Annotated in this window: 23 protein-coding genes; 17 read left to right on the plus strand and 6 right to left on the minus strand. The window is 35.6% G+C overall.

Going from position 1 to position 25,577, the window contains the following annotated elements; all coding sequences use genetic code 11:
* Nucleotides 1-48 precede the first annotated feature (48 nt).
* The 9 genes from gldD to BW932_RS01745 all read left to right on the plus strand — a co-directional run bounded on the left by gldD (nucleotide 49) and on the right by BW932_RS01745 (nucleotide 9,978).
* On the plus strand, nucleotides 49-603 hold the full coding sequence (gldD, locus tag BW932_RS01705) for a gliding motility lipoprotein GldD (RefSeq protein ID WP_076384734.1): 555 nt from the start codon (nucleotides 49-51) through the stop codon (nucleotides 601-603).
* 227 nt (nucleotides 604-830) lie between these two features.
* The gene (locus BW932_RS01710; RefSeq protein ID WP_076384736.1) at nucleotides 831-1,751 is read left to right on the plus strand and encodes a PfkB family carbohydrate kinase; all 921 of its coding nucleotides are present in this window, start codon (nucleotides 831-833) and stop codon (nucleotides 1,749-1,751) included.
* A gap of 69 nt (nucleotides 1,752-1,820) precedes the next feature.
* The gene (locus BW932_RS01715) at nucleotides 1,821-3,650 is read left to right on the plus strand and encodes a hypothetical protein (protein ID WP_076384738.1); all 1,830 of its coding nucleotides are present in this window, start codon (nucleotides 1,821-1,823) and stop codon (nucleotides 3,648-3,650) included.
* Between the two features lie 65 nt (nucleotides 3,651-3,715).
* Nucleotides 3,716-5,083, plus strand: a complete 1,368-nt coding sequence (locus BW932_RS01720) for a peptidylprolyl isomerase (RefSeq protein ID WP_076384740.1) — start codon at nucleotides 3,716-3,718, stop codon at nucleotides 5,081-5,083.
* Between the two features lie 293 nt (nucleotides 5,084-5,376).
* Entirely contained in the window at nucleotides 5,377-5,640 is a 264-nt protein-coding gene (locus tag BW932_RS01725) for a hypothetical protein (RefSeq protein WP_076384742.1), read from the plus strand.
* Between the two features lie 32 nt (nucleotides 5,641-5,672).
* A complete protein-coding gene (locus tag BW932_RS01730; RefSeq protein ID WP_076384744.1) occupies nucleotides 5,673-6,014 on the plus strand; it encodes a hypothetical protein in 342 nt (113 codons plus the stop codon).
* Nucleotides 6,015-6,142: 128 nt separating this feature from the next.
* Nucleotides 6,143-7,126: an NAD(P)H-dependent flavin oxidoreductase gene (locus tag BW932_RS01735; RefSeq protein WP_185113906.1), complete on the plus strand. Its 984-nt coding sequence runs from the start codon at nucleotides 6,143-6,145 to the stop codon at nucleotides 7,124-7,126.
* 100 nt (nucleotides 7,127-7,226) lie between these two features.
* Entirely contained in the window at nucleotides 7,227-8,600 is a 1,374-nt protein-coding gene (locus BW932_RS01740; protein WP_076384746.1) for a DUF1800 domain-containing protein, read from the plus strand.
* 190 nt (nucleotides 8,601-8,790) lie between these two features.
* Nucleotides 8,791-9,978, plus strand: a complete 1,188-nt coding sequence (locus BW932_RS01745) for a DUF1501 domain-containing protein (RefSeq protein ID WP_076384748.1) — start codon at nucleotides 8,791-8,793, stop codon at nucleotides 9,976-9,978.
* A gap of 726 nt (nucleotides 9,979-10,704) precedes the next feature.
* On the opposite strand, the gene BW932_RS01750 is transcribed toward BW932_RS01745, so the two are convergent.
* Entirely contained in the window at nucleotides 10,705-11,040 is a 336-nt protein-coding gene (locus BW932_RS01750) for a HopJ type III effector protein (protein ID WP_076384750.1), read from the minus strand.
* A gap of 173 nt (nucleotides 11,041-11,213) precedes the next feature.
* On the opposite strand from BW932_RS01750, the gene BW932_RS01755 reads away from it, so the two are divergent.
* The 4 genes from BW932_RS01755 to BW932_RS01770 all read left to right on the plus strand — a co-directional run bounded on the left by BW932_RS01755 (nucleotide 11,214) and on the right by BW932_RS01770 (nucleotide 17,738).
* Nucleotides 11,214-13,976, plus strand: a complete 2,763-nt coding sequence (locus BW932_RS01755; RefSeq protein ID WP_076384752.1) for an ATP-binding protein — start codon at nucleotides 11,214-11,216, stop codon at nucleotides 13,974-13,976.
* Nucleotides 13,977-14,142: 166 nt separating this feature from the next.
* Nucleotides 14,143-14,382 carry a hypothetical protein gene (locus BW932_RS01760; RefSeq protein WP_076384754.1) on the plus strand — a complete coding sequence of 80 codons (240 nt, stop codon included), beginning with the start codon at nucleotides 14,143-14,145 and terminating at the stop codon, nucleotides 14,380-14,382.
* Between the two features lie 12 nt (nucleotides 14,383-14,394).
* Nucleotides 14,395-15,102, plus strand: coding sequence for a hypothetical protein (locus tag BW932_RS01765; protein WP_076384756.1), 708 nt, complete (start codon nucleotides 14,395-14,397; stop codon nucleotides 15,100-15,102).
* Between the two features lie 218 nt (nucleotides 15,103-15,320).
* On the plus strand, nucleotides 15,321-17,738 hold the full coding sequence (locus BW932_RS01770; protein WP_084566412.1) for a TonB-dependent receptor plug domain-containing protein: 2,418 nt from the start codon (nucleotides 15,321-15,323) through the stop codon (nucleotides 17,736-17,738).
* Nucleotides 17,739-17,816: 78 nt separating this feature from the next.
* On the opposite strand, the gene BW932_RS01775 is transcribed toward BW932_RS01770, so the two are convergent.
* Nucleotides 17,817-20,036: a polyribonucleotide nucleotidyltransferase gene (locus BW932_RS01775; protein WP_076384868.1), complete on the minus strand. Its 2,220-nt coding sequence runs from the start codon at nucleotides 20,034-20,036 to the stop codon at nucleotides 17,817-17,819.
* Nucleotides 20,037-20,372: 336 nt separating this feature from the next.
* Here BW932_RS01775 and BW932_RS01780 point away from each other — a divergent pair, with 336 nt between their 5' ends.
* Nucleotides 20,373-20,615, plus strand: a complete 243-nt coding sequence (locus BW932_RS01780) for a GlsB/YeaQ/YmgE family stress response membrane protein (protein ID WP_076384758.1) — start codon at nucleotides 20,373-20,375, stop codon at nucleotides 20,613-20,615.
* A gap of 76 nt (nucleotides 20,616-20,691) precedes the next feature.
* On the opposite strand, the gene rpsO is transcribed toward BW932_RS01780, so the two are convergent.
* Nucleotides 20,692-20,961 carry a 30S ribosomal protein S15 gene (gene rpsO / locus BW932_RS01785; RefSeq protein ID WP_076384760.1) on the minus strand — a complete coding sequence of 90 codons (270 nt, stop codon included), beginning with the start codon at nucleotides 20,959-20,961 and terminating at the stop codon, nucleotides 20,692-20,694.
* Between the two features lie 175 nt (nucleotides 20,962-21,136).
* Here rpsO and BW932_RS01790 point away from each other — a divergent pair, with 175 nt between their 5' ends.
* From BW932_RS01790 to BW932_RS01800, 3 genes are all read left to right on the plus strand, one after another.
* Nucleotides 21,137-21,715: a pyruvate decarboxylase gene (locus tag BW932_RS01790; protein WP_084566417.1), complete on the plus strand. Its 579-nt coding sequence runs from the start codon at nucleotides 21,137-21,139 to the stop codon at nucleotides 21,713-21,715.
* A gap of 77 nt (nucleotides 21,716-21,792) precedes the next feature.
* Nucleotides 21,793-23,112 carry a magnesium transporter gene (mgtE, locus tag BW932_RS01795; RefSeq protein ID WP_076384870.1) on the plus strand — a complete coding sequence of 440 codons (1,320 nt, stop codon included), beginning with the start codon at nucleotides 21,793-21,795 and terminating at the stop codon, nucleotides 23,110-23,112.
* A gap of 50 nt (nucleotides 23,113-23,162) precedes the next feature.
* Nucleotides 23,163-23,891: an ABC transporter substrate-binding protein gene (locus BW932_RS01800; RefSeq protein ID WP_076384764.1), complete on the plus strand. Its 729-nt coding sequence runs from the start codon at nucleotides 23,163-23,165 to the stop codon at nucleotides 23,889-23,891.
* Nucleotides 23,892-23,957: 66 nt separating this feature from the next.
* Here BW932_RS01800 and BW932_RS01805 read toward each other — a convergent pair whose 3' ends face one another.
* The 3 genes from BW932_RS01805 to dapA all read right to left on the minus strand — a co-directional run bounded on the left by BW932_RS01805 (nucleotide 23,958) and on the right by dapA (nucleotide 25,472).
* Nucleotides 23,958-24,215, minus strand: a complete 258-nt coding sequence (locus BW932_RS01805) for a Txe/YoeB family addiction module toxin (RefSeq protein ID WP_076384766.1) — start codon at nucleotides 24,213-24,215, stop codon at nucleotides 23,958-23,960.
* 1 nt (nucleotide 24,216) lies between these two features.
* Complete coding sequence (locus BW932_RS01810; RefSeq protein WP_076384768.1) at nucleotides 24,217-24,471, minus strand: type II toxin-antitoxin system Phd/YefM family antitoxin; 255 nt, start codon at nucleotides 24,469-24,471, stop codon at nucleotides 24,217-24,219.
* Nucleotides 24,472-24,599: 128 nt separating this feature from the next.
* Nucleotides 24,600-25,472, minus strand: coding sequence for a 4-hydroxy-tetrahydrodipicolinate synthase (dapA, locus tag BW932_RS01815; RefSeq protein ID WP_076384770.1), 873 nt, complete (start codon nucleotides 25,470-25,472; stop codon nucleotides 24,600-24,602).
* Between the last annotated feature and the right edge of the window lie 105 nt (nucleotides 25,473-25,577).

A 25,577-nucleotide genomic window follows, 5' to 3' on the forward strand; every position in this document is an offset into this window, starting at 1 on the left:
CTTATAATGAATCATTTGAAATCTAAAACTAATTCGTATTTTTGCGCAATGTTTAAAAAACTCCTATTCGCTTTTTTAGGATTTGCTTTATTTTCCTGCGCGAAAGAAACACAGCCAAAACCATCGGGGGAACTGCGGTTAGAATATCCTGTCGCCAAGTATGAGAAATTTACTTCTCCCTGTAATTTTGACTTTGAATATTCTTCTTTTGCCAAGATTGTAGATGCAAAAAGCCCGTGTTGGTATTATATAGACTACCCGAAAATGAAAGCCAAGGTCTTTGTTACGTATTTTCCAGTCAAAAATGACTTGGAACTTCATGTAAAAGAATCTGAGAAAATGGTTTATGAACATACGATTAAAGCCAATTCGATTGACACCAAATCCTTTAATTATCCTGAACGCCATGTTTATGGTAATTTTTATGAATTAAAAGGACCAACAGCTTCTAATCTTCAGTTTTTTGTCACTGATTCTACAAGACATTATGTGACCGCGAATCTCTATTTCAATACGAGACCAAAACCCGATTCTTTGGCTCCGGCTATCGATTATATTAAAAAAGATTTACTTCATTTAATAGATACCTTTAACTGGAAATAGAAAAATCGATTTTAGATAAAATATTAGAACAAGACAGAAAGTGAAACTTCTTTTTCCCCATAAAAGAGACAAAAGAAATGATAATTAAAAAAGAATTTCAAAAAATAGCAAAATGCAAGACATTTATTTTGCAAACTTTGACTTAACTATTGTGCTACACTTTTTGATTCTCGGTTAAAATATATAATAAGATAAAAAATACAATTTAAAACAAAAAAACTTTATAAATGAAATTATTAGTCGTTGGTTCAGTCGCTTTTGATGCAATAGAAACGCCTTTCGGAAAAACAGATAAAATACTTGGTGGTGCAGCAACTTACATTACTTTGGCTTCTTCCGTGCTTAATGTAGAATCTGGAATCGTATCCGTTGTAGGTGGCGATTTTTTGCAATCTGATTTAGATATGCTTTCTGGAAGAGGAGTGAATATTGAAGGAATAGAAGTTATAAAAGAAGGAAAAACATTTTTTTGGAGTGGTAAATATCACAACGATCTGAATTCCAGAGATACTTTGGTAACTGAAGTAAATGTTTTGGAGCATTTCGATCCAAAAATCCCGGAATCGATGCAAGATGCAGAGATTTTATTACTGGGTAATCTTCATCCAGGAGTACAGCTTTCTGTCTTAGAAAAAATGAAAAACCGTCCGAAATTGGTTATTCTTGATACCATGAATTTCTGGATGGATTCTGCAATGGATATTTTACTTCAAATGATCGCAAAAACTGATGTTATTAGTATTAATGACGAAGAAGCAAGACAGCTTTCAGGAGAATATTCTTTGGTAAAAGCAGCTAAAAAAATCCATGAACTTGGTCCTCAATTTGTCATCATCAAAAAAGGAGAACACGGCGCGTTGCTTTTCCACGAAGGGAAAATTTTTGCAATTCCTGCTCTTCCATTAGAAGAAGTATTTGATCCAACAGGAGCGGGTGATACTTTTGCCGGTGGTTTTGCAGCCTATTTAGCGAAAAAAGAAGATTTTAGTTTCGAGACTATGAAATCAGCATTGATCGTGGGTTCAGCTATGGCATCTTTCACCGTAGAAAAATTTGGAACCGAAAAATTACAACAAGTTACCGAAGCTGAAATTGTTGCACGCATTCAAAACTTCAAAGATTTAACCACTTTTGAAGTGCAGGTTTAACTTTTTAAGTTGCCACAATCTTATTCTCTACAACCTTAAAATTAATCTTCATTTCAAGAAGACTGAATTATGAAAAAATTATTTCCTCTCATGCTCATTGCTGCTTTGGGCGGTAAGTTGTCTGCACAATATATGATAATCGGGAAAGACAGCATTTCTCTTGCCGATTTCAAAAAAGAATATCAATATGGATTGCAGAACACGGGCATTGAAAAAACGATTAATACCACGCAGGATTTTGTTTTACTTCAGCAATTTGCACAGGAAAAAAAAGCAGATACTACCGCATCTTTTCGCGAAAAAATGAGCGAAAAAGAAGATGGTTTACGTACCAAATATTTCTATCCGACCAACGTGATCGATCCTGTTTTGAATGATTATTTGAAAGATAATCAAACCGAAAAGGAGGTGCTGATTTTTATGGTTCAGAAATCCGCTGATGATAAAAATGATTATCAGCAGATTTACAACGCGGTGAGATCGGGTAAAATAACCATGGAGGAAGTCATTACCAAATATACCAAAGGAAGCGCAAAAGCGGTTTACATCAAGCCTGGAAGTATAGACAATGGATTGTATTCTGAACTGAAAGTTTTACCCAATAATTCGTATACCAAGTTTGTCAATAATTCAGGATTTGTGGCTTTTGGAAAGGTCTTAAATTCCCGCCCTTCTTTAGGATATGTTATTTTTGGAACCATTTCTTATCCAAAAGACGCAAATTTCGAAACAATGAAGTCCAAGATTTATACGGATTTGAAAGCTGGAAAGAGTTTTCAGGAAGTGGCAAAACTATACGGCGCAAATGATCACGAAAAGCAAAATGGTGGAGTAGTAATGGGTTCTCCCACACTTCCAAATGATGTTTATGATTTATTCAAAGGAAAAAAAGAGGGCTATTTCACGCCAGAACCTTTGCTCTTTGGTGAAAATTATTTTGTGTTTAATATTTATAATGTAGAACCTTATAGCTTAACCGATAAAAATCGGGAGTTCTTCTTGCGAGAAATGAACAGTTCCCTTTATACTGAAATCCTTCAGGATAAAATGATTGCTTATTTAAAAGCGGATCCATCCTATAAAGAATTGCCCGAATTTGCAAAAGTTAAAAAATCGTTTCAAAACTTCAATTCAGCCAAGGAAAACTCCGTACTTTATCAATACAAAAATCATAAAACCACAATTGGTGATCTCAAAAAAATAATTGGCGACAAAAAAGAAGAAGCCGAAAAATTAAGTCCAGCGCTTTGGAGCGATGCGATTTCTGGGGTAAATACCCAGGATTTACTGAGGTTTTACAGTCAAGATTTTACCGCTCAACCTGCGATTAAAAAAGAATTAAACGAATTCAAAAAAGGGCTTTACTCAGACTATATTTTTTCTAAATACCTTACCGAAGAAGTCGTAAAACACCCAGAATGGACCACCGATTATTACAACAAAAACAAAGCAAAATTTCTTTGGGGAAATAGAGCCGATGGAAGAGTAGCGATCATTGCAGACGAAAAATTGAACACCGAAATCGAAACGGCCATCAAAGATTCTAAAAACTGGGAAAGTTTGAAAGCAAAATATTACGGTAAACTCAACGATAAAAAGCAAATTCTTGTTCATTTCGAAAAAGGGGAAATGTCAGAAGATGCCGATGTTTTCACAAAATACAAAGTTCCTTTCAAAACCGGCGTTCATCAAACCAAAATGGAAGAGCGCTCACTGGTCATCGCAATCGACAAGATTTTACCTCCCACACAAATGACGATCGCTGAAGCTGCAGACCTTTTAAAAGATGCTGTAACGGAACAGAAACTTCAGGAAATCATCGCGCAGCAAAAAGCCAAAACCAAAATCGTGGTGCAGCCCGAATTTAAGAATGATTTAGAGAAGAATTTTAAGAAATAATTATAATAAAAAATGCAGGTTATATCACTGAGAATGATAATTTTGCAAATCGTTAAAAAATAGATATGAATAAGAATATAAAGTTCGCCTTAGTTTTTACTTTTCTTTTAGCCTTTTTTGGAGGTAAAATAAATGCGCAGGTGAAATCAGGTGATTTGGTCGATGGTATTGCAGTAGTAGTAGGAAACGAAATTATCTTAGAATCAGACATTGAAGATCAGGCGAATTTTTCGAAGCAACAAGGTGCAGCTATAGCCAATAAATGCGAGTTTGTAGAAGGGATTATCAGCAATAAACTCCTCATCTATGAAGCAAAAAGAGATACGCTTATCGAAAACCGTTCCGCGGTGATCAAAGACAACGCCAATCAAAAATATACCCAAATTCTGGGTCAGTTTCCTGATGAGAAAACCATGCTCGCTACATACAAGTTCCGTACATCGTTTGAAATGAAAAATGCCATCGAAAAAATCGATTCCGATAATTATTACGGACAGATGAAATACGGAAGAATCACCGAAAAAGCCGACGTAACTCCCAATGAAGTTACCGATTTCTTTACAACCTTTCAATATCAACTTCCCGAAGTAAAAGATGAAGTGACCTTATCGCAAATCTCCATTTTTCCAAAACTTACAGATTCGCATAAAGATGAAGTGATCGGGAGACTCAATAAAATAAAACAGGCAATTCTCGGTGGCGAAACTTTTGAAAGCCAAGCAAGAATTTATTCCGAAGACCCAGGTTCCGCTTCAAATGGAGGATTATACAAAGCAATTTCCAAAGGAAAAATGGTAAAACCTTTCGAAGCAGCCGCTCTTAATTTACAAGAAGGCGAAATGTCGGATCCTGTAGAATCAGATTTTGGGTATCACCTCATTCAACTCGTGAAAAAAAGTGGGAAAATCTACGATGCAAGACATATCCTGCTAAAAGCTGAACCCAATGCTGCAGAAATTGCAACCGCAAAAAAAGAACTCGACAGCATTAGAACTTTAATTAATGACGGTAAAATGACCTTCAAAGAAGCAGCTTTCAGATTCTCCGACGATAAAAAAACCAAGTTCAATGGCGGCGTTTTAACCGCAGAAGACGGCAGTGATAAATTAGAAAAACTCAACCTTTCTCCAACCATTGCGTACCAAATCGCGGGATTGAACAAAGGTGATATAACCGAAGTTTTTCAAGACAAAGTACAACAAGATCGAAAAGTCGTAACCTTCGTGAAAATTAATGACGTCATTGCAGCTCATAAATTAGATATCACCACAGATTACGACCGAATCAAGCAAATGGCGCTCAACAAAAAGAAAAACGAAATGGTAGAAAAATGGGTCAAAGAAAAACTACCCAATATATTCATTTCCATCAACGACCGCTACAAAGACTGTAAATTTAAAACCGACTGGCGAAAAAGCGCCGAAACCAAATAAATCAAGATCTCTGCGAATGTGCAGAGATTTTTTTTTAGGAGCAACGAGAGTTCAGCTTCTCAGAAGATTCGTACCCGCTTTCATTCCAATCTTTTTCTTTTTTCTTGAAAAAAAAGAAAAAGGATTTTCCCTTCAATCGGGGCTAAAAGTTCAGGCGTTTTTTTGTTCGAAAGGAAAATAGACTTTGTTTATTTTTATAAATCAAATAAATATTGAAAATTGAAGGATAAAATTAAAGTTGGATTGATGGTTGAAGCTCATATGACGTATATTTGAGTTGTAGGCGCAATGCTATGAAAAACAATACTCAAAAACTGATTTTAATTTTTACGTTGATAATTTCAATTAAAATTATTGCACAAAATGATGTTAAAAAAAATGATCAAACTGAAAATTTTGTCCAAAATAAAGGTAAATATTCAATTCCATTAAGTAAATACAAAAATAGAGATGAACAATGTGCAAAAATCAAAAATGTCAACTATGTTTTTGAAATTAGACCAAGTTGTGATTATCAAAGAATAGAAATAATTGGAACAGAAGATTCATTTCTTTAGTTTCGCCCGAAACAAAATAACTCCTTAAAAACATGCAACAATTAACCAATCTCGAATCAACACTTTTAAACGGTTTAATCCAAAAATATCCAACGCTGAAATCGCATATTCCTTATTTGAAAGTGAAGGAAAGAAAAATCACAGCAACTGGAATGGAAGTGAATTTTGAATACCTAAATTCGGTAGAAGAACTCAATTTTGTAGCTATTAATGCATTATTTAGTGGCGAAGAATATATAGAAATCAAAAGTTTAAAACAAGGTTTAGGATACGTAATCGATATTACAGACGGTAAAATTTCCTACATAGAATTTACAACTTACGGTGAAAAGTGGAATGGAAAATTAGATGATTACAAAATTATTAAAGAATAATTTTCTCCGATAACAATTGATAACCCTTTCCTTTTTTTATCTTTTGAAAAACTTAAAAAAAATGTAACTTTTGTAACTTTTGCGGTTTAAATATTTTTTCCTTTTCACCGATTTTTTTAAATTTACACATGAGCAACTTTATCCATTTCGGCATCGCAGAAAAAATGTACAGCGAAAACCAAAACAAAATCACCAAACTTTTCGACCTCAAATATCCCATCATTCAAGGGGGAATGATTTGGCATTCCGGTTGGAGATTGGCTTCTGCAGTTTCAAATAATGGCGGTTTAGGTTTAATCGGTTCCGCAAGTATGTATCCCGATATTCTGCGCGAAAACATCCGAAAATGTAAAGCAGCAACCGACAAACCTTTCGGTGTAAATATCGCCTTGCTTTACCCCAATTTGGAGGAGATTATCCAAATTATTTTAGAAGAAAAAGTAAAGATTGTTTTCACTTCCGCCGGAAGTCCGAAAGCGTACACCGAAACTTTACAAAAAGAAGGAATCAAAGTTGCCCACGTTGTTTCCTCTACCAAATTTGCCATTAAATGCGAAGAAGCCGGAGTTGACGCCATCGTCGCAGAAGGTTTCGAAGCAGGCGGTCACAATGGGAGAGACGAAACGACCACTTTTTGCTTGATTCCCAACGTGAAAAACCATATTTCAAAGCCTTTAATCGCAGCAGGTGGAATCGCGCTTGGTTCGCAAATGAAAGCTGCCATGATCCTCGGTGCAGATGGCGTTCAAATCGGGTCCCGTTTCGCAGCAACCGTCGAAGCGAGTGCTCACAACAATTGGAAAAATAAAATAGTGGACCTGAATGAAGGCGATACTCATTTAACTTTAAAAGAATTGGCTCCCGTAAGAATGGTCAAAAATAAATTCTTCCACGACTTAGAAAACCTCTACGAAACAGGTAGAAATGCCGAAGCTTTAAAAGAAACACTCGGAAGAGCACGCGCTAAAAAAGGAATGTTCGAAGGCGATTTAGAAGAAGGCGAACTCGAAATCGGGCAAGTTTCTGCTTTAATTCATGAAATTCTTCCGGTAGAAAAAGTATTTGAAAATTTATTGAGAGAATTTCGAGCTTCTTCTGTCGTAGATCTTTAAAAATCTGCGCAATCTCCTAAATCTCCAAAAAAAACCTGCTAACTTTTTGTTTCTACTTTAACATCTTTCAATTCTTCTCATCAAAGGCTAAATCGCTGCGATGACTATTTCCAACCTTCAAAAAAATAAACATCTGCTTTTGCGCGCAGGTTTCGGTGCAAATCTCTCTCAAATAAAAAATTTAGACCAAGTTTCTCTCACTGAAATTTGGAAAAAATTAGCTACAAATGATCCCTTAATTCCAATTCAACTCAAGGAAGCTGGACCAGATTTCGATTATCAGCAATTATCGAAAATGGATGCGGAGATGAAAAAAGAAATTCAGAAAAAAAATCGGAGAAGCAATCTAGAAATTAATCTGAAATTTCTGAATCAAATGGTTCATTCGGAAGATCAGCTGCGGGAAAAAATGGCGTTTTTCTGGCATGGTCATTTTGCAACGCGCGTGGTGAATTCCAGATTTAATTTGCAACTTTTAAATACAATCCGGGAGAAATCGCTCGGTAATTTCGGGGATTTATTAAAAGCGGTTTCTCAAAGTCCCGCTATGTTGCAGTTTCTCAATAATCAACAAAACAAAAAAGGGCATCCCAACGAAAATTTCGCCCGAGAAGTGATGGAATTGTTCACGCTCGGACGCGGAAACTACACCGAAAAAGATGTTCAGGAAGGAGCAAGAGCTTTCACCGGTTGGAGTTTTTTACCCGACGGAAGCTTTTTCGAAAGACCGAGACAACACGATTTCGGTCCGAAAACTTTCTTGGGAAAAACAGGCAATTTTGATGGAAACGATGCTTTAAATATTATTTTGGAACAGAAAGGAACCGCGAAATTTATCGTTACCAAAATTTATAAATTCTTCGTCAATGAAAAAATCAATCCAGGAATCATCGAGCATTTGAGCGATCAGTTCTACGATTCCAAGTATGATATTAAAAAATTAATGACAGAAATTTTCACCTCGAAATGGTTTTATAATGAAGAAAATATTGGTGCAAAAATAAAATCTCCGATAGAATTGATGGCGGGAATCATGCGCACACTTCCTATGCAATTGGAAAAACCAGAAAATTTAATCGTCTATCAGAAATTACTGGGACAAATGCTGTTGTATCCGCCAAATGTTGCAGGATGGCCGTCTGGAAATTCCTGGATCGACAGTTCAACTTTAATGTTAAGATTACAAATCCCTCAAATTTGGTCCGGTTTACGACCATTGGAATTAGAAGCAAAAAGCGACGACGACGTAGAAATGGGGTTGAAAAATAATCAGATGAGGAACAAAGGTTTCAAAAATCCAAATATCATCATTGATTGGAATCTGGTTGAAAGTACTTTTAAAAATAAAAGCATTTCAGACTATTTGCTTCAAACTAAATCTTCTAACGAAAAAATAATCGAGCAATTTTCGGATTCTTCACTGAAATTGAAAATCATCAATGTGATGTCGACTCCGGAATTTCAGCTTTGTTAGTTGATAGTTGTCGGTTGTCGGTTGTCGGTTGTCGGTTGTCGGTTGTCGGTTGACCGTTTTAAAAATGAACTTGTAAATCTACTTTAAGTTAATCTAAAATCTAAAATCTAAAATTTAGAATTTAAAATCTAGAATCTAAAATCTAGAATCTAAAATCTAAAATTTCCACACACCTCTCAAATCCAAAATTATGTTAATCAAAAGACGCGATTTCCTCAAAGTTTCTTCCTTGGCAACGGCTTCATTGATGATGCCCAATTTCCTGAAATCAATGACTTTGCCTGAAGCATTAGATCAAGAAAACCGAATTTTGGTCGTGTTGCAACTGAGCGGCGGAAATGATGGTTTAAATACCATTATTCCTACAAAAAACGATATTTATTTTCGCGAAAGAGAGCTGATTGCAATTAAGGATTCTTTAAAATTAACAGACGATGCGGGAATCAATCCGAATTTAAGTTATTTTAAAGAACTCTTTGATCGCGGAGAATTGGCAGTATTAAATAATGTCGGTTATCCGAATCCCGACAAATCCCATTTCCGTAGCATGGATATTTGGCAATCTGCCAGTAAAAGCGATGAGTTTTTAGAAACCGGTTGGGTCGGAAGATATCTCGATGAAGCTTGCTACAAGTGCGATCATCCAACCCAGGCTTTGGAAATTGATGATATGTTGAGTTTGGCTTTGAAGGGTAAAAATAATAAAGCATTTGCCTTCAAAGATCCCAAAAGACTGAATCAGACTTCGCAGGAAAAATATTTCAAATCGCTCTTTGAAAACCATCATCACGAAGATGAAACGGTAGATTATCTGTACCAAACAATGGGTTCCACCATCAATAATGCGGGATATATTTTCGAGAAAAGCAAAGCAAAAGCAAGCACCACTATTTATCCGGATACCGCGCTAGGAAAGGATTTTAAAAATATTGCGGCGCTCATTAATTCAGATGTCAATACAAAAGTCTATTATCTCTCGGTCGGGAGTTTCGACACGCATGTTAATCAAAACCAAAAACAGGCGCAACTTTTTACTGAAATAAACGATGCGGTAAAAGCTTTTGTTGAAGATTTGAAAACCTCCGGAAGATACAAAGACACTTTACTGATGACCTTCTCAGAATTTGGACGGCGTGTTGCACAAAATGCAAGCAAAGGAACCGATCACGGTACGGCGAATCAAATGTTTTTTGTTTCCGGCAGCTTAAAAAAGAAAGGAATTCTCAATGCTTTACCCGATTTAGAAAAGCTCAATGATGGCGATCTGATTTACACTGAAGATTTCCGGAAAGTCTATGCTACGGTTTTAAAAAATTGGCTCAATGCCGATTCTGGTAAAATTTTGGGTTGGAAAAATGGTCTTTATGATTTTGTATAAAAGCAAAAACCTCTCAGTTACAGAGAGGTTTTTTCGATTTTAAGCTTTTCTGTTTGGTAAAGAAGTTTGCTTTCTGGATTGTATTTTTTTCATAATAAAACCAATTGCAAGTGGAGCTAACCAAACCAAGAGTCTTCTAAAAAGTACCTTTTTCATAATTTAATATTTGAATTTCCTTTGCAATAATTTTGCCAAAAAATGGTGGGTTTAATCGAGCCGCTTTTTATCTACGTCGAATGTATTTTTATGCGAGTAAATAACTTGTCAACCTTGAAAGCTTTGTCAACCTTGAAAGCCTTGGCAAAGTTTCACTAAAACAAACGGTCACCCAATAAAGTCCGAAGGACTGAAATGATTATAACACCGAAGCCACGATCAAAAAAAGTCCGAAGGACTGAAATGATTCTCACCCAAACTTACATTGAAAAACCTTGTCAAGGTTCCGAACCTTGACAAGGTTGATCACCTCAAACCTTGTCACCTAGAAAGTCTCTTTTTTCTAACTTCTTTTCCTCAAAGCTTCCCCTTCAAAAGAAATTCCTTCCCAACCAAATTCCATAAAAGTCCGAAGGACTGAAATAATTATAACACCTAAGCCCCGATCAATAAAAATCCGAAGGACTGAAATGATTCTAACCCAAACTTACATTGAAAAACCTTGTCAAGGTTCCGAACCTTGACAAGGTTGATCACCTCAAACCTTGTCACCTAGAAAGTTTCTTTTTTCTAACTTCTTTTCCTCAAAGCTTCCCCTTCAAAAGAAATTCCTTCCCAGCCATATTGCATAAAATTGCGGATGTTCTGGTGGTCACTGCCTTCAGGATTTTCCAGCACATCAGTTCTGTAGAAATCCCCGAACAGCGCCAGCGTTTCCTCTTCGTTAAGCCCCTTCAGCTTTGCAAAACTGAAAACCTTACACGAGCCGTTGTTTTCTCCCGCTTCATTCACCGCAGTTCCGTTCCTGAATTTCGTCGGCACGAAATCGTAATGTTCATCAATATAGGCAATCACCTCTTTAAAGTTGATGGTGGTAGGGGAGGTTTTGAGTTGATTTAAGATCATTGTATTTTTATTAAAATTTCATGCGTTTAGAATTAACGAATTTACCAAAGAAAAAATACATTCACAAAAAAAGCAGTTGATTATTTATTACCGAAACTTTCTTATATTTGATTGCTGACTAGCAGGTAAGTAGAGAAACCAACAGTATTTAAAACAAATTATCACGTTATTATATGGATTACATTCAAAAGCTTAGAATAAAAACCGCTATGATTGTTTATGAACTTGAAAAATCATTAGGTAATTATGTAATAGAAAATGAAGCAATTCATACTATATCAGACTCCAGCCTCGACTCAATAATTGAAAGAGAAAAAAATAGAGGTTTTGAATTAGAAAAAGATAATTTAAATTTAATTATTGAGGCTAGTTATTTAGATGAGATCTTTAATTTTGCAATAAACATAACAGAGGGAAGTAGTTTAAATCGGTCAATGATTGGTCTCAAGCAACTTTGCTCAATTCTTGGGATATTTGACATCCGAAATGCAGTCAGTCACCCAAATCGTCCATTCCCTGATTGTTATTGGTTTAGAGCCGCAACTATAGCAAGTGATCCTTTAATAGAAAAATTAAATCTAAGTTCAGTACGAAATGCTTTAAATTCAGCTATAGAGGAAAATCTTAATACACCACCTGATGAATGGCTTCACAATGTTAATTGGGCTATACCGAATACGCTACCGCAATCATTCGATCACGAAATAACTGGTCTTTTAGGACGTGATAAGGAATTTAAAGATTTAGAAACTGTCCTTTCAAAAAAGAGGAACAATCTGATAGCTATTGTCGCACCAGGAGGAATTGGCAAAACAGCTTTAGTTCTACAATATTTAAAAGATTTATCGCTAAATCCAAGCTGGGCTGATAAATTGAGTTCCATAGTTTTCTGCACATTGAAAAATGAAAAATTAACAGCGGATGGAATTGAAGCTATAGATGCTATAGTAGAAATTGAACAAATAAAAGAAACAATTTTCCATGATCTTTTAAAATTATATTCTGACAAGTATACATTTACGAATTTTGAAGAAGCTGTCGAAATTTTAGAAGAAGAGAACATACTAATTTGCATAGACAACCTTGAAACACTATTAGTTGATTTTCAAAATGAATTCATTGATTTTAATCAAAGTCTTCCAATTAAATGGAAATTATTGGTTACTAGTAGAATATCAATTGATTCTGCTACAACGGTTCCTTTAGATCCTCTAGGAAAAAGACATGCAGTTAATCTAAGTAGAAATTACTTGAAGAAAAGAGGTGTGGTAGACTTTAAGCAAGAAGATTTAGAAAGAATTGCTGATGCCGCAAATAACAACCCACTGGCAATTAAATTAACAATTGATTTGTATCTGAAGGGTGGAGATATTAGTAGTTCAATTACCAGATCTCAAAAAGATATTGCATCATTTAGTTATAAAAATCTTATTGAAGCCTTAAAAGAAAACTCTATAACAATACTTGAATCAATTTATGCAATTGGTAATCCTACTAAAAATGATTTAATTGACTTTTTAAATATAAATCGAGAGGAGATCATTGAATCAATAAACGAGTTATCAAAAACTAGTTTAGTAATACGGTCGACTGATGAATATGGCAATGATACGTATAAACTAAGTGATTCCATCCGTGATTTATTATTAATTAATCCGAAAAACATCGAAGTTAGAAATAATATTACCGAAGATATAAAAAAGAGGAAAGCTAAAATTTTAGAGCAAGCGTCAAGAATTAAACAACTTGGTTTAAATGAGTTTGATGATGATTACATTCCGGAAGATTTAGAACCAAATTCGTATAGTTTGATAACTGATTTAAATAAAGCTTTGTCAAAAGCTTCTATTACAAATGTATCTGAGCTAATAAAGTTAAAAGAAAGATTTGCTGAATATTTGCGATTTAAAACTAACGATTGGTTTTTACTTTTTAATTATTCCAGAATATTTAGGGAGCTAAAAGATACATCTAATGAACTGCTTTACCTACAGAAAGCGCAAGAATTTAATTCTGGCTCCCCTAAAATTAAGCTAGCTATTGCTCTACGATATTTTTATAATAGTGATTACCTAGATGCAATTGAATATTTTGAGCAGTTTATAAATGAGGGCTACGATAATCCTCTAAAATCAAATACTAGATTTAGTCATTCGATAACAAAACTTTATTATTTATGCTTAATTTACTTAGGAGAATTTGATAAAATTCTAGAAATCACTAGTGATTGGAAAGAGAAAGGAAATTGGTCAGGTGTAGTAGGTGTTTCAAGGGCCACAGCACTTAAAAGAAAAATTGAATATAAATATTATTCAGTTAACACTAACGAAAAACTGATTAGTGAAATTTTAGAAATTTTGGATTCAATATTTAAATCTGATGGGTATTTTGATACGGCATGTGTTGAATCAAATAAAATAATAAAAGATTCCGACTTTCTTTTAAAAGATAGCTATAACTACTCTTCTGAAATAAAACTTAAATACTTAAACTTCGTATCTAATCATTACTTTAATATAATTAGTAAGTTGAGAAATGAGAATATTAATAGTAATGATAATCAATTATTTATTAACAATCTTTATGTATATGAAATAACAGATAATCCTATTCGGAGAGTTAAATGGTTTAAACATGAGCAAGAGCCGGATATAAGCTACGATTTAGAACATATAGAAGAACTTAAAAATGAAGGTTTTGAGGTTGTTAAGGTATACCATATTCCAGAAGATAGAGGTTATGGTATGTCCAGTTTTATGTTTGCAGAAAATGATGATAAAAAACAATTTTACTTATCCGTTAATTTCTTAGATGAAGGCTGGAATAGATGGGGTTATATTAAGGAGGGAAATAAACTTGCGATAAAATATAGAGAATCTGGAAAAGAAGATAAACCACACCCTGCAACGAAAATCATTGAAATAGATACATATTAAAGCTTATATTGTATTAATGAAAACGGATGGTTACGAGAGATATCGAAAGTTAAATCTTTTTTAGTTTAAGCTTCTCAAAAAAAAACTTCCCCCGCTGCCGCGCGATTCCATCGCGCGCCATCTAATAAAAAATCACCTCCGCAGCCCACACTTCGGAGGTTTCTTTTTGCGCTGCCAAACCATTCCGCAAACTTCAGAAATCCTTCCGCAAGCGTTAGAAATCATTGCGCAACTTTCAGAAATCATTCCGCAACTGCAGGAAATGGTTCCGCAACTGTTAGAAATCATTCCGCAAGTGTTAGAAATGGTTCCGCAAGTGCAGGAAATGGTAAAACAACATTGCGGAATGATTTCTGTAATTGATAATTTGTTTATTCCACTATTTATTTATTATATTTACAATTAAATACATAAAATAATGGAAAATCCTGAAAACACAAATCCGCAAAGCGGTAATTCTCCTAGAAACCAATATGTTTCCGCAGAACAGTTGATTGCGAAAATGAAAGTCGCTTTTACCAACGCTAAACAACCCGAAATATTGGCCGAGCTTGGCACTGTAGGCATTACTGAAACCCAGCTGGATGCTCACCTGGCCGATATTACCAACCTGGAACAGCTGAGCCAGCAACAGATTCAGGAATACGGGGAGCAATTTGCCGCGACCGATCTGTTTAACGAGAAGAAAGCAGCGATCGATACCACCTTTGCCCGCCACCGTAATCTGGCGAAAATCGCTTTCAAAGGAGACCGACAAGCGAATACTACTTTGGGAATTGACGCTGGACGAAAACAGGCTTTCGCCGCCTGGTTTCAGCTGGTGAGCAATTTTTATGCGCAGATCCTCGCCAATCCGGATTTCAAAACCAAAGCTGAAGGGGTGAATATTAAAGAGGCAGATATTGCTGCCATGCAAACTTCCCTGCAAGAAATCGTTGCCGTGAAAAATTCTCAGAAAAAAGAAACCGGCGAGGCACAAAAAGCGACCGATACCCGAGATGCCGCCATTGATGTTCTTTACCCGAAATACACGGAGCTCATCGCCTTTGCGAAGGTACTTTTCCCCGATGATCAAACTCTGGAAAAACTGGGCATCGTCGTGAAAAGAGAAGGGGATTTGCTTTAGGCAGGAGGCGAGAGGCTAGATGCAAGAGGCAAGATGCTTCCTAGAAATTCAATACAATGAAAATACAAATTTTAACGCTCTTGTATTTACGGCATACAAAAAATTAAAGAATAAGCTGTTTCTGTGAAAATAATTGAACTATTTGGTAAATGCCTTAGATATTCGGCAATTTATCCAAATAGTTTTTTTATATTTATTTCAGTAAAAAAATTAAACTTATGAAAATGAAAACAATGAGCAAAAGCTTGCCTATCGTGGCAATTCTGGCGCTAAGTTCAAACGCCTATGGGCAGGAAAAAGAAAGAGAAAAAACGGTAGAAGAAGTGGTCATTACGACGGGAAGAAGCAAATCGAGAACCGTACTTTCTTCTCCGGTACCAATAGACAACGTGTCTGCGGCACAGCTCAAAGCAACCGGACAAACCAGTTTTGACAAAGCGCTTACTTTTGCCATTCCCTCTTTTAACTCTACCCAACAAACAGTTTCAGATGCAACTGCACATTTCGATCCAGCAGATTTAAGAGGTCTCGGTCCTTCCAGAACTCTTGTATTAATTAATGGTAAAAGAAAAAATCAAAGTGCATTAATCTACGTAAACGATACCCCAGGAAAAGGAGAGGTAGGATCTGATATGAAAAGTATTCCCTCTGCTGCCATGCAAAATGTAGAAGTTTTGCGCGATGGTGCTTCCGCACAATATGGATCTGATGCCATTGCCGGAGTAATCAATGTAATCTTAAAAAATAACGTGAGCAAAGGTGCTTTGAATCTTTTTTCAGGCGTAACTTCCAAAGGAGATGGTTTTAACTATGGCGCAGATTTCAATACTGGTTTAAAAATAGCAGAAAAAGGAAGCTTAAACATCACCGTGGGTTTGAGCCATCAAAATAAAACAAATCGCGCAGGTTCTCCAGGAAAAGACGAGCTTTTTGGGGTAGATGATGCCTGGACCAGAGCCAACCCAACCTTGGGAATGAATGTAGGACAACCCATCATGACGTCCGGAAGTATTTTTCTAAACTTAGAATTACCAACCAGCGAACTAGGAAAATTCTACACTTTTGGTGGAACTACAATTAGAAAAGGGACCAGTTATGCACTTTATCGTACTCCATATTGGATCCCAACCGATTATGGCTTACTTACCCCAAGTGGTGAAGCTTATAACGGTTTTCAACCAGAATTTCTAACAGAAGTGTATGACCATAATTTTACTTCAGGTTGGAAAGGCAAGTTGGGGCAATGGAAACTCGATGGAAGTGCTACTTATGGTGCAAGTACCGTTAATTATGAAGTTGGCAATACCATCAATACTTCCTTAGGTGCTAATTCTCCTACCAAGTTTAAAGCAGGTGGACATCAGTTTAGCAATATCATTGGTAACATTGATCTTAGCAGAGACTTTGGAAACGTTTTCGTAGGTTTTGGTGCGGAAGCAAGAAACGAAAATTTTATTGCAAAAGAAGGAGATGAAGCTTCCTATTTTGAAAGCGGCGCGAGTTCTTTCCCTGGACTACAACCTCAAAATGCCGTAAATGAAAACCGTCAAAATGTTGGTGTTTACTCCACAGTAGGTTGGGATATTACGAAGGATTTTTTATTAGAAGGCGCTGTACGTTATGAAAACTTTAGCGATTTTGGTAATAATTTCTCCTGGAAAACAGATGGAAGGTATAAATTTTTAGATGATAAATTCGTAGTAAGAGGCTCCGTTTCTACTGGTTTCCGAGCACCTTCATTACATCAAATTTTTTATTCTAATGTTCAAACAAAAATTACAGGCGGAACAGTTGCGAACCAAGGAACCTTCAACAATGCTTCTTCGATCATAAGAAATGATCTGGGTGTTGCTAAATTAGATGCTGAAAAATCTTTTAACGTTACCGTAGGAGTTGCCGTAAAACCAACGAATAACCTTTCTATTACCGCAGATTTCTACAGCATCAAAATAGACAATAGAGTATTGTTTTCAGGAGATATTGGTTACAAAACCGGAACTCCTGGTTCACCAAGTCCTACCAATCCTGTAGAACAAATTCTTAGCAGCAATGGAATTACCAGCTTAAAGTTCTTTACCAATGCTGTAAATACCATCACTCAAGGAATCGACGTGGTTTTGAACTACAACCATCCAATCAGTACTGGGAAACTGACATTGATGACGGCATACAATTATAATGATACCAAAATCGATGGTCAAATTGAAGTTCCTACGATTTTGCGAAACAATGGTTATGCTGATAACTTCTTTGATAGAAAGGAACAATCTAGAATTACTTCTGCAAGACCGAAGCAAAAAGCGATCATCGGACTTGGTTATGATTGGTCAAAATTCAATGTTAATTTTAACAATACCTACTTCGGAGAAGTGACTTGGAAACATGCATCAGATGCAGCAAACGACCAAACCTTCAAAGGTAAAGTGGTTACTGATTTGATTTTGGCATACGATGTAACTAAAAAATTAAAAGTTTCTGGGGTGGTAAATAACCTGTTCAATATTTATCCTGATGAAATTGATACCAAAGGTGATGTTTCTACCAATCTTGGAGGTCGTTTCAAATATCCTTGGGAAGTAAACCAATTCGGATTTAATGGAACTACATTCCTTTTGAATTTGAATTATTCATTCTAAATTCAGGAAGAAATTTTTAAATAAAATAACAAAACCACCTCATTTCGAGGTGGTTTTTATTTTTAATCCTTAGTTATTTTAAGAATTTTGATGGTCGTTATTTTCCGGTCGGTCATCTCTTCGTTGTGGACGATCACCTTGTGGACGATCTTCTCTAGGTCGGTCACCTTGTGGTCTTTCTTCACGAGCTGGTCGGTCCAACAAAACTTTACGGGAAAGTTTCATTTTCTTACGGTCATCGTAACCCATGAATTTCACTTCTACCATATCGCCTTCGTTGTAAGGAACTTTGTCCAAACGTTTCCATTCGATTTCTGAGATGTGAAGTAAACCTTCTGTTCCTTTTGCAATCGCTACGAATGCTCCGAAATCCATTACTTTCACTACTTTACCGTTGTAAACGCTTCCAACTACAGGAACGAAACAAATTTCGTTGATCGCTGCAATCGTTGCGTTGATGTTTTCTCTAGAAACACCTGAGATTTCAATTCTTCCGATTTCGCCAATTTCTTCAATCGCGATAACCGTTTCGAAATCTTTCTGCATCGCCTGAATAATTTTTCCTCCAGGTCCGATGATCGCTCCGATGAAGTCTTTGGAGATTTCCAAAACTTCCATTTTCGGTGCGTGAGGTTTCACGTCATTTCTTGGTGCATCGATTGTTTTCAACATTTCACCTAGAATATGCAATCTTCCTTCTTTCGATTGAAGTAATGCAGATTCCATGATATCCATAGTTAAACCTTCTACTTTGATGTCCATTTGACAAGCGGTTATTCCTCTTTCAGTTCCTGTAACTTTGAAATCCATATCACCTAAGTGATCTTCGTCTCCTAAGATATCAGAAAGAACGGTGAATTTCCCAGATTTTGCATCGGTAATTAATCCCATTGCAATTCCAGAAACTGGTCTTGTAATTTGTACACCTGCATCCATCAATGCTAAAGTTCCGGCGCAAACCGTTGCCATAGAAGATGAACCATTAGATTCTAAAATATCAGAAACAATACGAATGGTGTAAGGATTTTCTGTTGGGATCATGTTTGCTAGCGCACGTTGCGCGAGATTTCCGTGACCAACTTCTCTTCTTGAAGTTCCTCTCAAAGGTCGTGCTTCACCAGTTGAGAAAGGTGGGAAGTTATAATGCAAGAAGAATTTTTGATCGTAGTTGATTGCAACCGTATCGACCATGTTTGCATCTTTTACAGAACCTAAAGTTACTGCAGTCAAAGATTGAGTTTCCCCTCTTGTAAAGACTGCAGAACCGTGCGCTCCTGGAAGATAATCAATTTCTGACCAAATCGGACGAATTGTAGAAGGAGTTCTTCCGTCTAATCGAACGCCTTCGTTTAGGACCATTTGACGCATTGCTTCTTTTTCTACATCGTGGTAGTAAACTTTTGCGAATGGTTTTACAACAGCTAATTCTTCTTCCGAATATTGGGCTAAAAATTCTTCTAAAACTGCTTTAAAGTTTTCGCTTCTTTCTTCTTTTGCAGAAGGTGAAGTGGCTACTTTATATACTTTGTCATAAGTTTCTTCCCAAACTTTCGCGCGAATTTCTTCGTCGTGATTTTCGTGGGAATATTCTCTTTTAATTTTGCTGGCTTCGATTCTTGCAGCTAAACGTTCTTGTGCTTCTACCTGAACTTTAATTTCTTCGTGCGCGAATTTGATGGCTTCAATCATTTCCTGCTCAGAAATTTCTTTCATTTCGCCTTCTACCATTACGATAGAATCTTTGGTTCCTCCAACCATCATATCCAAATCAGCTTTTGCAGCATTTTCCATGCTTGGATTTACAGAAAGTTGTCCGTCGATTCTTACGACTCTTACTTCCGACATTGGTCCGTTGAAAGGAATATCTGAAATTGCGATGGCTGCAGATGCTGCTAAACCAGCTAAAGTTTCTGGCATTACTTCTTTATCATAAGAAATAAGGGAAATCATCACCTGAACTTCTGCGTGGAAATCTGAAGGGAAAAGTGGACGCAAAACGCGGTCAACCAATCTCATTGTCAAGATTTCTTCGTCTGAAGGCCTTGCTTCTCTTCTAAAAAAGTTTCCTGGGATTTTTCCGCCTGCGTAGAATTTTTCTCTGTAATCAACTGTTAAAGGTAGAAAATCTACACCATCTTTGGCTTCTTTACTGGCTACAACGGTTGCTAAAAGCATTGTTCCGCCACATCTTACGACTACAGAACCATCGGCTTGTTTCGCTAATTTTCCTGTTTCAAGCGTGATTTCACGCCCATCTTTTAATTGAAATTTTTCAATAATTGCTTGTGGAGCATTCATAAATTTTGTTTGTTTTGGCACTCCGTATTGAGTGCGATTGATTATTTAATCTCTTTAAATTTTCGTCTGCAAATGTACGGAATTTTTCATTATTTGATTTTATCTTAATGAAGGTAATTTGTTGCTAAAAAATTCTTTTGGGTTTACGACCTGTTTTGGTCGTTTTAGAAGAGTGCTTTACAAAAAGAATTCCCGAAACCTTTATTGGAAAGCACTTTGAAAAAAGATGATGTGAAAGCGGTTTTTCGTACAGAATTTTTTTGATTTAAATTTTTCGGCATACAATTAGATATTGAACTGAACATAAAATAATACTAACATTTAAAATTTAAAATTATGGGAATTTTATGGACATTAATTATCGGTGCAATTGCAGGTTGGTTAGGATCACAAATTTTTAAAGGCGGAAGTCTTGGATTAATCGGAAATATCGTAGTTGGTATTGTCGGTGGATTTATTGGGTATTGGTTGTTGGGAGGAAGATTGGGCGATGGAGTAGTCGGCGAAATCTTAACAGGAACAATTGGTGCAATAGTTTTGCTTGCAATAATTAACTTGTTTACACGGGGAAAAGTGTAGAAACTTTTATCAGATAAAAACAAAAAAAGCAACCTCTTTCGAAGTTGCTTTTTTTGTTTTGCTTATAGAAGAAATATTATTTTCTTAATCCTAATTCAGCAATAATTGCTCTGTAACGATTAATATCTTTCTTTTTAAGATAATCTAAAAGTGCTTTTCTCTTTCCTACCAAAAGTACCAATGATCTCTCAGTTGCGTAATCTTTGTGGTTTTTTTTCAGGTGAGCTGAAAGGTGGTTGATTCTGAAAGTAAAAAGGGCTACTTGTCCTTCTGCGCTTCCTGTGTCTGCGTCAGACTTTCCGTGTTTTGCGAAGATCTCTTTCTTCGTTTCTGTTGTTAGGTACATTCCAATATTATTTTAATGATTATTATGTAATGGGTGCAAAAGTACAACTATTTTCTGAATCATTAAAACATTATTTGCTTTTTGAAAGAGATGGTAAAAAATAAATGTTAAAAATTTCTTAAAATTATCTTTGTTAATCCATTGAATGGCAGTATTTTTGCAACAACACAATACAATGATGAAACTTTATTTTTTACCCTTTTTTGTCCTGTCTATTATTTCTTTAACTTCTTGTAAATCAGTTAAAGGTACTAATTTAACGGCAAGCATTGATTCAAAAAATCAAAATATTTTATATTTTAATCCCGAAGTTTTTCCGGATATCGAAGAAATTAAGGAGCCAACTTATTCTGCGTTTTACGCTGCCGTTTCTGGGAAAATAGATGATTACCGCCACTACAAAATGATGCGCGTTGATTCTTATATTTCTTTCGATTCTGTAGATGTAGAAGCCATTAAAGAATTTTGCCGAAATAATAATGCGCCGTTTGCCATTGTACCCAAAGTTAAATATTTCAAAGTCGGTCTTGGAAAATATGTTTTTTCAAACCAAGTGATTGTAAGTATGAAACTCTATGATGCCGACGGAAATTTTTTGGCAGAGTCAGATTACGATACTTATAAAAAAAATGCAAGAATTCTGGGTTCCGCAGAAAATTCTATAAAAATAGGTACAGAAGGAGTCATGAATTTTATTTCCAAAGACCTTACCAAAAATAAAAAAAGCATTGTAAAGAATTTTCAACCCAGATAATTTTTACTTTAAATCATTGCGTTTATTCGTTCCTCTAAACTTTTTGGGCTAATTTTGCAATTCTTTAAATGGAGGCAATGAACATCAAGGAACTTGTTTTTAATCCCGCAGATATTGCAGAAACGCTCAGTGAACTCCACGCAGATGAGCGACTTTTAGCATTTCTGAAAGTTCCCAAAGAGTATAAAGCAGAGGTTTTTTCGCATCTCGACCCAGATTTTCAGGAGGAAACGATCCGAAGTATCGCAAGCGAAGATGTTGCTGAGATTCTCAATGCAATGACGCCGGATGATCGAACTGCTTTGTTTGAGGATTTTCCCGATGAACTCATCAAATCTTCCATCAATCTTCTTAATCCACAGGAACGGCGGATTGCGCTGAAGCTTTTGGGCTATAATTCTAATTCGATTGCGCGTTTGATGACGCCTTACTACATCCAAATTCGCAAAGAATGGACGGTGAAGAAATGCCTTCAACAAATTAAGAAAGTCGGAAAAAAGATGGAGACGATGAATCATCTTTATGTCGTTGATGAAAGAAATAAACTCATCGATGATATTGCACTTGGCTCATTGCTTTTAGCGGAAGAGGATACGCTGATTTCCGAAATCACCGACAATCATTTTGTCGCAATTACTACCACAACTTCCAAAGAGGATGCAGTGCAGTATTTCGAAAAATATGACCGAACAGCAATTCCGATTGTTACAGAATCTGGTGTTTTAGTAGGAATCGTTACCATTGATGATATTTTGGATCAGATTGAGGCGCAAAATACCGAAGATATTCAGAAATTCGGTGGTTTGGATGCGCTGGATTTGCCCTATATTCAAACTTCCTGGATAGAAATGATCAAGAAGCGCGCAACTTGGCTCGTTATCTTATTTTTCTCGGAAATGTTAACCGCTTCTGCGATGGGATATTTCGAACATGAAATCGAAAAAGCAGTCGTACTCGCATTATTTGTACCCCTCATCATTTCCAGTGGTGGGAATTCCGGTTCGCAAGCAGCAACATTAATCATCCGTGCGATGGCTTTACAGGAAATTACGTTGAAAGATTGGTGGTATGTGATGCGAAAAGAAATCGTTTCAGGAATATGTTTAGGTGGAATTTTGGGCGCAATTGGCTTTATCCGAATCATGATCTGGCAAAAAACAGGCTTGTTTAATTATGGAGAATATTGGGTTTATGTCGCTTTAAGTATTTCTTTTTCTTTACTGTTTATCGTGCTTTGGGGAACGCTTTCAGGCTCCATGATTCCCTTTGTGCTGAAAAGATTGAAACTCGATCCTGCAACTTCTTCCGCACCATTTGTTGCCACTTTGGTCGATGTAACCGGATTGATTATTTATTTCTCGATTGCAGGATTTTTCCTCAGTGGAAAGATGCTTTAAAATTAATTTGAATTGCATTTTTCTTAATATTCTTTGAAAATCGAAGTTTTATGAATATAATTTCCCTCGTTCCCAGTATTACAGAAACGCTTTTCGGTTTTGGTTTAACAGATCACGAAGTTATTGGCAGAACCAAATTCTGCATTCATCCAAAAGAATTGGTGAAAAATGTGGAAATTATCGGAGGTACAAAAAACCTCAATATTTCTAAAATAAAATCGCTCAGTCCTGATTTGATCATCGCCAACAAAGAGGAAAACGATAAAGCACAAGTGGAAGAATTGATGAAGGATTTTAAAGTTTGGGTGACTGATATTGAAACTTTAGAAGACAATCAAAATTTTCTCACCAAACTCGGAATCCTTTTAAATAAAGAAGAAATTGCTCAAAATTTCAATCAAATAATTAATTCGATATTCAATTTAAAGAAAACAACTGATCCAATAAAAGTGGCTTATCTAATTTGGAAAAATCCTTATATGACGGTAGGTTCCGATACTTTTATTCATGAAATTATTGAGAAATTAGGCTTTGAAAATTTATTTAAAAACGAAAAAAGATATCCTGAAATTTCTTTAGATCAAATGCAAGAAGCAGATTTTATTTTTCTGTCAACTGAGCCTTTTCCTTTTCAACAAAAACATGCGGAGGAACTACAAAATGAACTTCCAGGCAAAAAAATAATTGTAGTAGATGGCGAAGCTTTTTCCTGGTACGGAACGCATCTAGCAAAATGTTCTGAGTATCTTCAGACTTTATTTTCCGGAAATTTTCAATAAAAAAAGGACTTTGTAAAAAAGTCCCAATTATCTTTAATCTAAAATCAGATTTTCTTTATTTTGATGTTAATCGTAATGAAACCTGCATTTTGCAATTTGAATTTCACCTTCTATATATTTATAAATCAATCGATGTTCATCATCAATTCTTCTCGACCAAAATCCTGAATATTTGTGTTTTAAAGGTTCAGGTTTTCCAATTCCATCGAAGGGATTTCTCGCGATATCTTTCAGCAAATCATTAATTCTTTTCAGTTTCTTTTTATCAGTTTTTTGCCAATACAAATAATCGTCCCAAGATTCATCTACAAAGATATATTTCATCTTAATCTTCTATTAAATCTTTTGAAAAAGAATCGGTATTTTTAAGTTTCAGAATCGCCGAATCTAATCTTAGTTCATTGTTTCTAGAGGTTAATTCGTGATTTGTTGCCATCAAAGAATTGTATTCTTGCAAGGAAATTACTACAATTCCAGAATCTTTTCCACGATTAATAATTAAGGTTTCAAAATTTTTTGATACCCGATCCAAATAAGATTTGATGTCTTTTCTGAAATCAGAAATACTTGCAACTACCATGAATTTGTATTTTATTTTGTACAAATATAAGTACAATATTTTGTAATACAATTTTTTTATTAGAATCCATTTATAAAAAAAAGGACTTTGTAAAAAAGTCCCAATTATCTTTAATCTAAAATTTAAAATCAGATTTTATTCATTTCTGCTTTAATTTTATGCTGTAATCCTTCGCTGGCTACAACTAAAGGCAATCTGACGAAGTTTTTCACAATTCCCAATTCGGCTAAAACGGTTTTAATTCCGGCCGGATTTCCTTCTGCGAAAATCAATCGAGTAATTTCTACCAATTTGTTATGAATTTCGTATGCTTCTTTTACTTTTCCCTCAAAAGCCAATTGAACCATCGTCGAAAATTCTTTCGGATAACCTTGTCCAATCACCGAAATTACGCCATCTCCACCCGCTAAAGTTACGGGAAGTGTGTATTCATCGTCCCCAGAAACCAAACTAAAGTGTGCAGGTTTTTGTCTTAAAATATCAAAATATTGCAAAATATTTGGTGCGGCTTCTTTAATCATGATCAAATTCGGAAATTCATTTGCCAATCTTAAAGTTGTGGAAGCTTCTAAGTTTTGTCCAGTTCGGGACGGAACATTGTAAATAATGATTTTCTTAGCAGTTCCGGCCAAAACTTTATAATGTTGGTAAAGCCCTTCTTGATTGGGTCTGTTGTAATAAGGCGATACTGAAAGTATGGCTTCGAAGGCAGAAAGATCCGCTTCTTCAATTTGTTTTTTCACGTCCATGGTATCATTTCCGCCAATTCCTAAAACCAAGGGAACGCGGCCATTATTTACCTTAATGATATGGTTGATCACTTGTGATTTCTCTTCTTTTGAAAGGGTTGCAGCTTCTGCAGTAGTTCCCAAAACCACTAAATAATTAGTGCCGTTTTCGATATTGTAATCTACGAGTTTCGTCAATGAATCAAAATCTACTGATAAATCTTCATTAAAAGGCGTTACCAAAGCAACACCAAGTCCTTTTAAATTGCTCATTTTTATAAAATTAATGTTTCAAAATTACAAAATTTAATGCGAGAATTTATGAAAAATAATCTAAGTTTATATTCATATCTTTATATTTGCAAGACTAGATATTAT

This window comes from Kaistella chaponensis (genome assembly GCF_900156725.1).
Taxonomy (GTDB): domain Bacteria; phylum Bacteroidota; class Bacteroidia; order Flavobacteriales; family Weeksellaceae; genus Kaistella; species Kaistella chaponensis.

Bases quoted from the DNA above. Each gene is read 5' to 3' on its own strand.
- BW932_RS01790 (WP_084566417.1), top strand. From the start codon at position 21,137: ATGATGAAACTTTATTTTTTACCCTTTTTTGTCCTGTCTATTATTTCT.
- BW932_RS01810 (WP_076384768.1), bottom strand. From the start codon at position 24,471: ATGGTAGTTGCAAGTATTTCTGATTTCAGAAAAGACATCAAATCTTAT.
- BW932_RS01780 (WP_076384758.1), top strand. From the start codon at position 20,373: ATGGGAATTTTATGGACATTAATTATCGGTGCAATTGCAGGTTGGTTA.
- dapA (WP_076384770.1), bottom strand. From the start codon at position 25,472: ATGAGCAATTTAAAAGGACTTGGTGTTGCTTTGGTAACGCCTTTTAAT.
- BW932_RS01800 (WP_076384764.1), top strand. From the start codon at position 23,163: ATGAATATAATTTCCCTCGTTCCCAGTATTACAGAAACGCTTTTCGGT.
- BW932_RS01755 (WP_076384752.1), top strand. From the start codon at position 11,214: ATGGATTACATTCAAAAGCTTAGAATAAAAACCGCTATGATTGTTTAT.
- BW932_RS01775 (WP_076384868.1), bottom strand. From the start codon at position 20,036: ATGAATGCTCCACAAGCAATTATTGAAAAATTTCAATTAAAAGATGGG.
- BW932_RS01805 (WP_076384766.1), bottom strand. From the start codon at position 24,215: ATGAAATATATCTTTGTAGATGAATCTTGGGACGATTATTTGTATTGG.
- BW932_RS01770 (WP_084566412.1), top strand. From the start codon at position 15,321: ATGAAAATGAAAACAATGAGCAAAAGCTTGCCTATCGTGGCAATTCTG.
- BW932_RS01710 (WP_076384736.1), top strand. From the start codon at position 831: ATGAAATTATTAGTCGTTGGTTCAGTCGCTTTTGATGCAATAGAAACG.
- BW932_RS01715 (WP_076384738.1), top strand. From the start codon at position 1,821: ATGAAAAAATTATTTCCTCTCATGCTCATTGCTGCTTTGGGCGGTAAG.
- BW932_RS01745 (WP_076384748.1), top strand. From the start codon at position 8,791: ATGTTAATCAAAAGACGCGATTTCCTCAAAGTTTCTTCCTTGGCAACG.
- BW932_RS01735 (WP_185113906.1), top strand. From the start codon at position 6,143: ATGAGCAACTTTATCCATTTCGGCATCGCAGAAAAAATGTACAGCGAA.
- mgtE (WP_076384870.1), top strand. From the start codon at position 21,793: ATGAACATCAAGGAACTTGTTTTTAATCCCGCAGATATTGCAGAAACG.
- BW932_RS01740 (WP_076384746.1), top strand. From the start codon at position 7,227: ATGACTATTTCCAACCTTCAAAAAAATAAACATCTGCTTTTGCGCGCA.
- rpsO (WP_076384760.1), bottom strand. From the start codon at position 20,961: ATGTACCTAACAACAGAAACGAAGAAAGAGATCTTCGCAAAACACGGA.
- BW932_RS01765 (WP_076384756.1), top strand. From the start codon at position 14,395: ATGGAAAATCCTGAAAACACAAATCCGCAAAGCGGTAATTCTCCTAGA.
- BW932_RS01720 (WP_076384740.1), top strand. From the start codon at position 3,716: ATGAATAAGAATATAAAGTTCGCCTTAGTTTTTACTTTTCTTTTAGCC.
- gldD (WP_076384734.1), top strand. From the start codon at position 49: ATGTTTAAAAAACTCCTATTCGCTTTTTTAGGATTTGCTTTATTTTCC.
- BW932_RS01730 (WP_076384744.1), top strand. From the start codon at position 5,673: ATGCAACAATTAACCAATCTCGAATCAACACTTTTAAACGGTTTAATC.
- BW932_RS01750 (WP_076384750.1), bottom strand. From the start codon at position 11,040: ATGATCTTAAATCAACTCAAAACCTCCCCTACCACCATCAACTTTAAA.
- BW932_RS01725 (WP_076384742.1), top strand. From the start codon at position 5,377: ATGAAAAACAATACTCAAAAACTGATTTTAATTTTTACGTTGATAATT.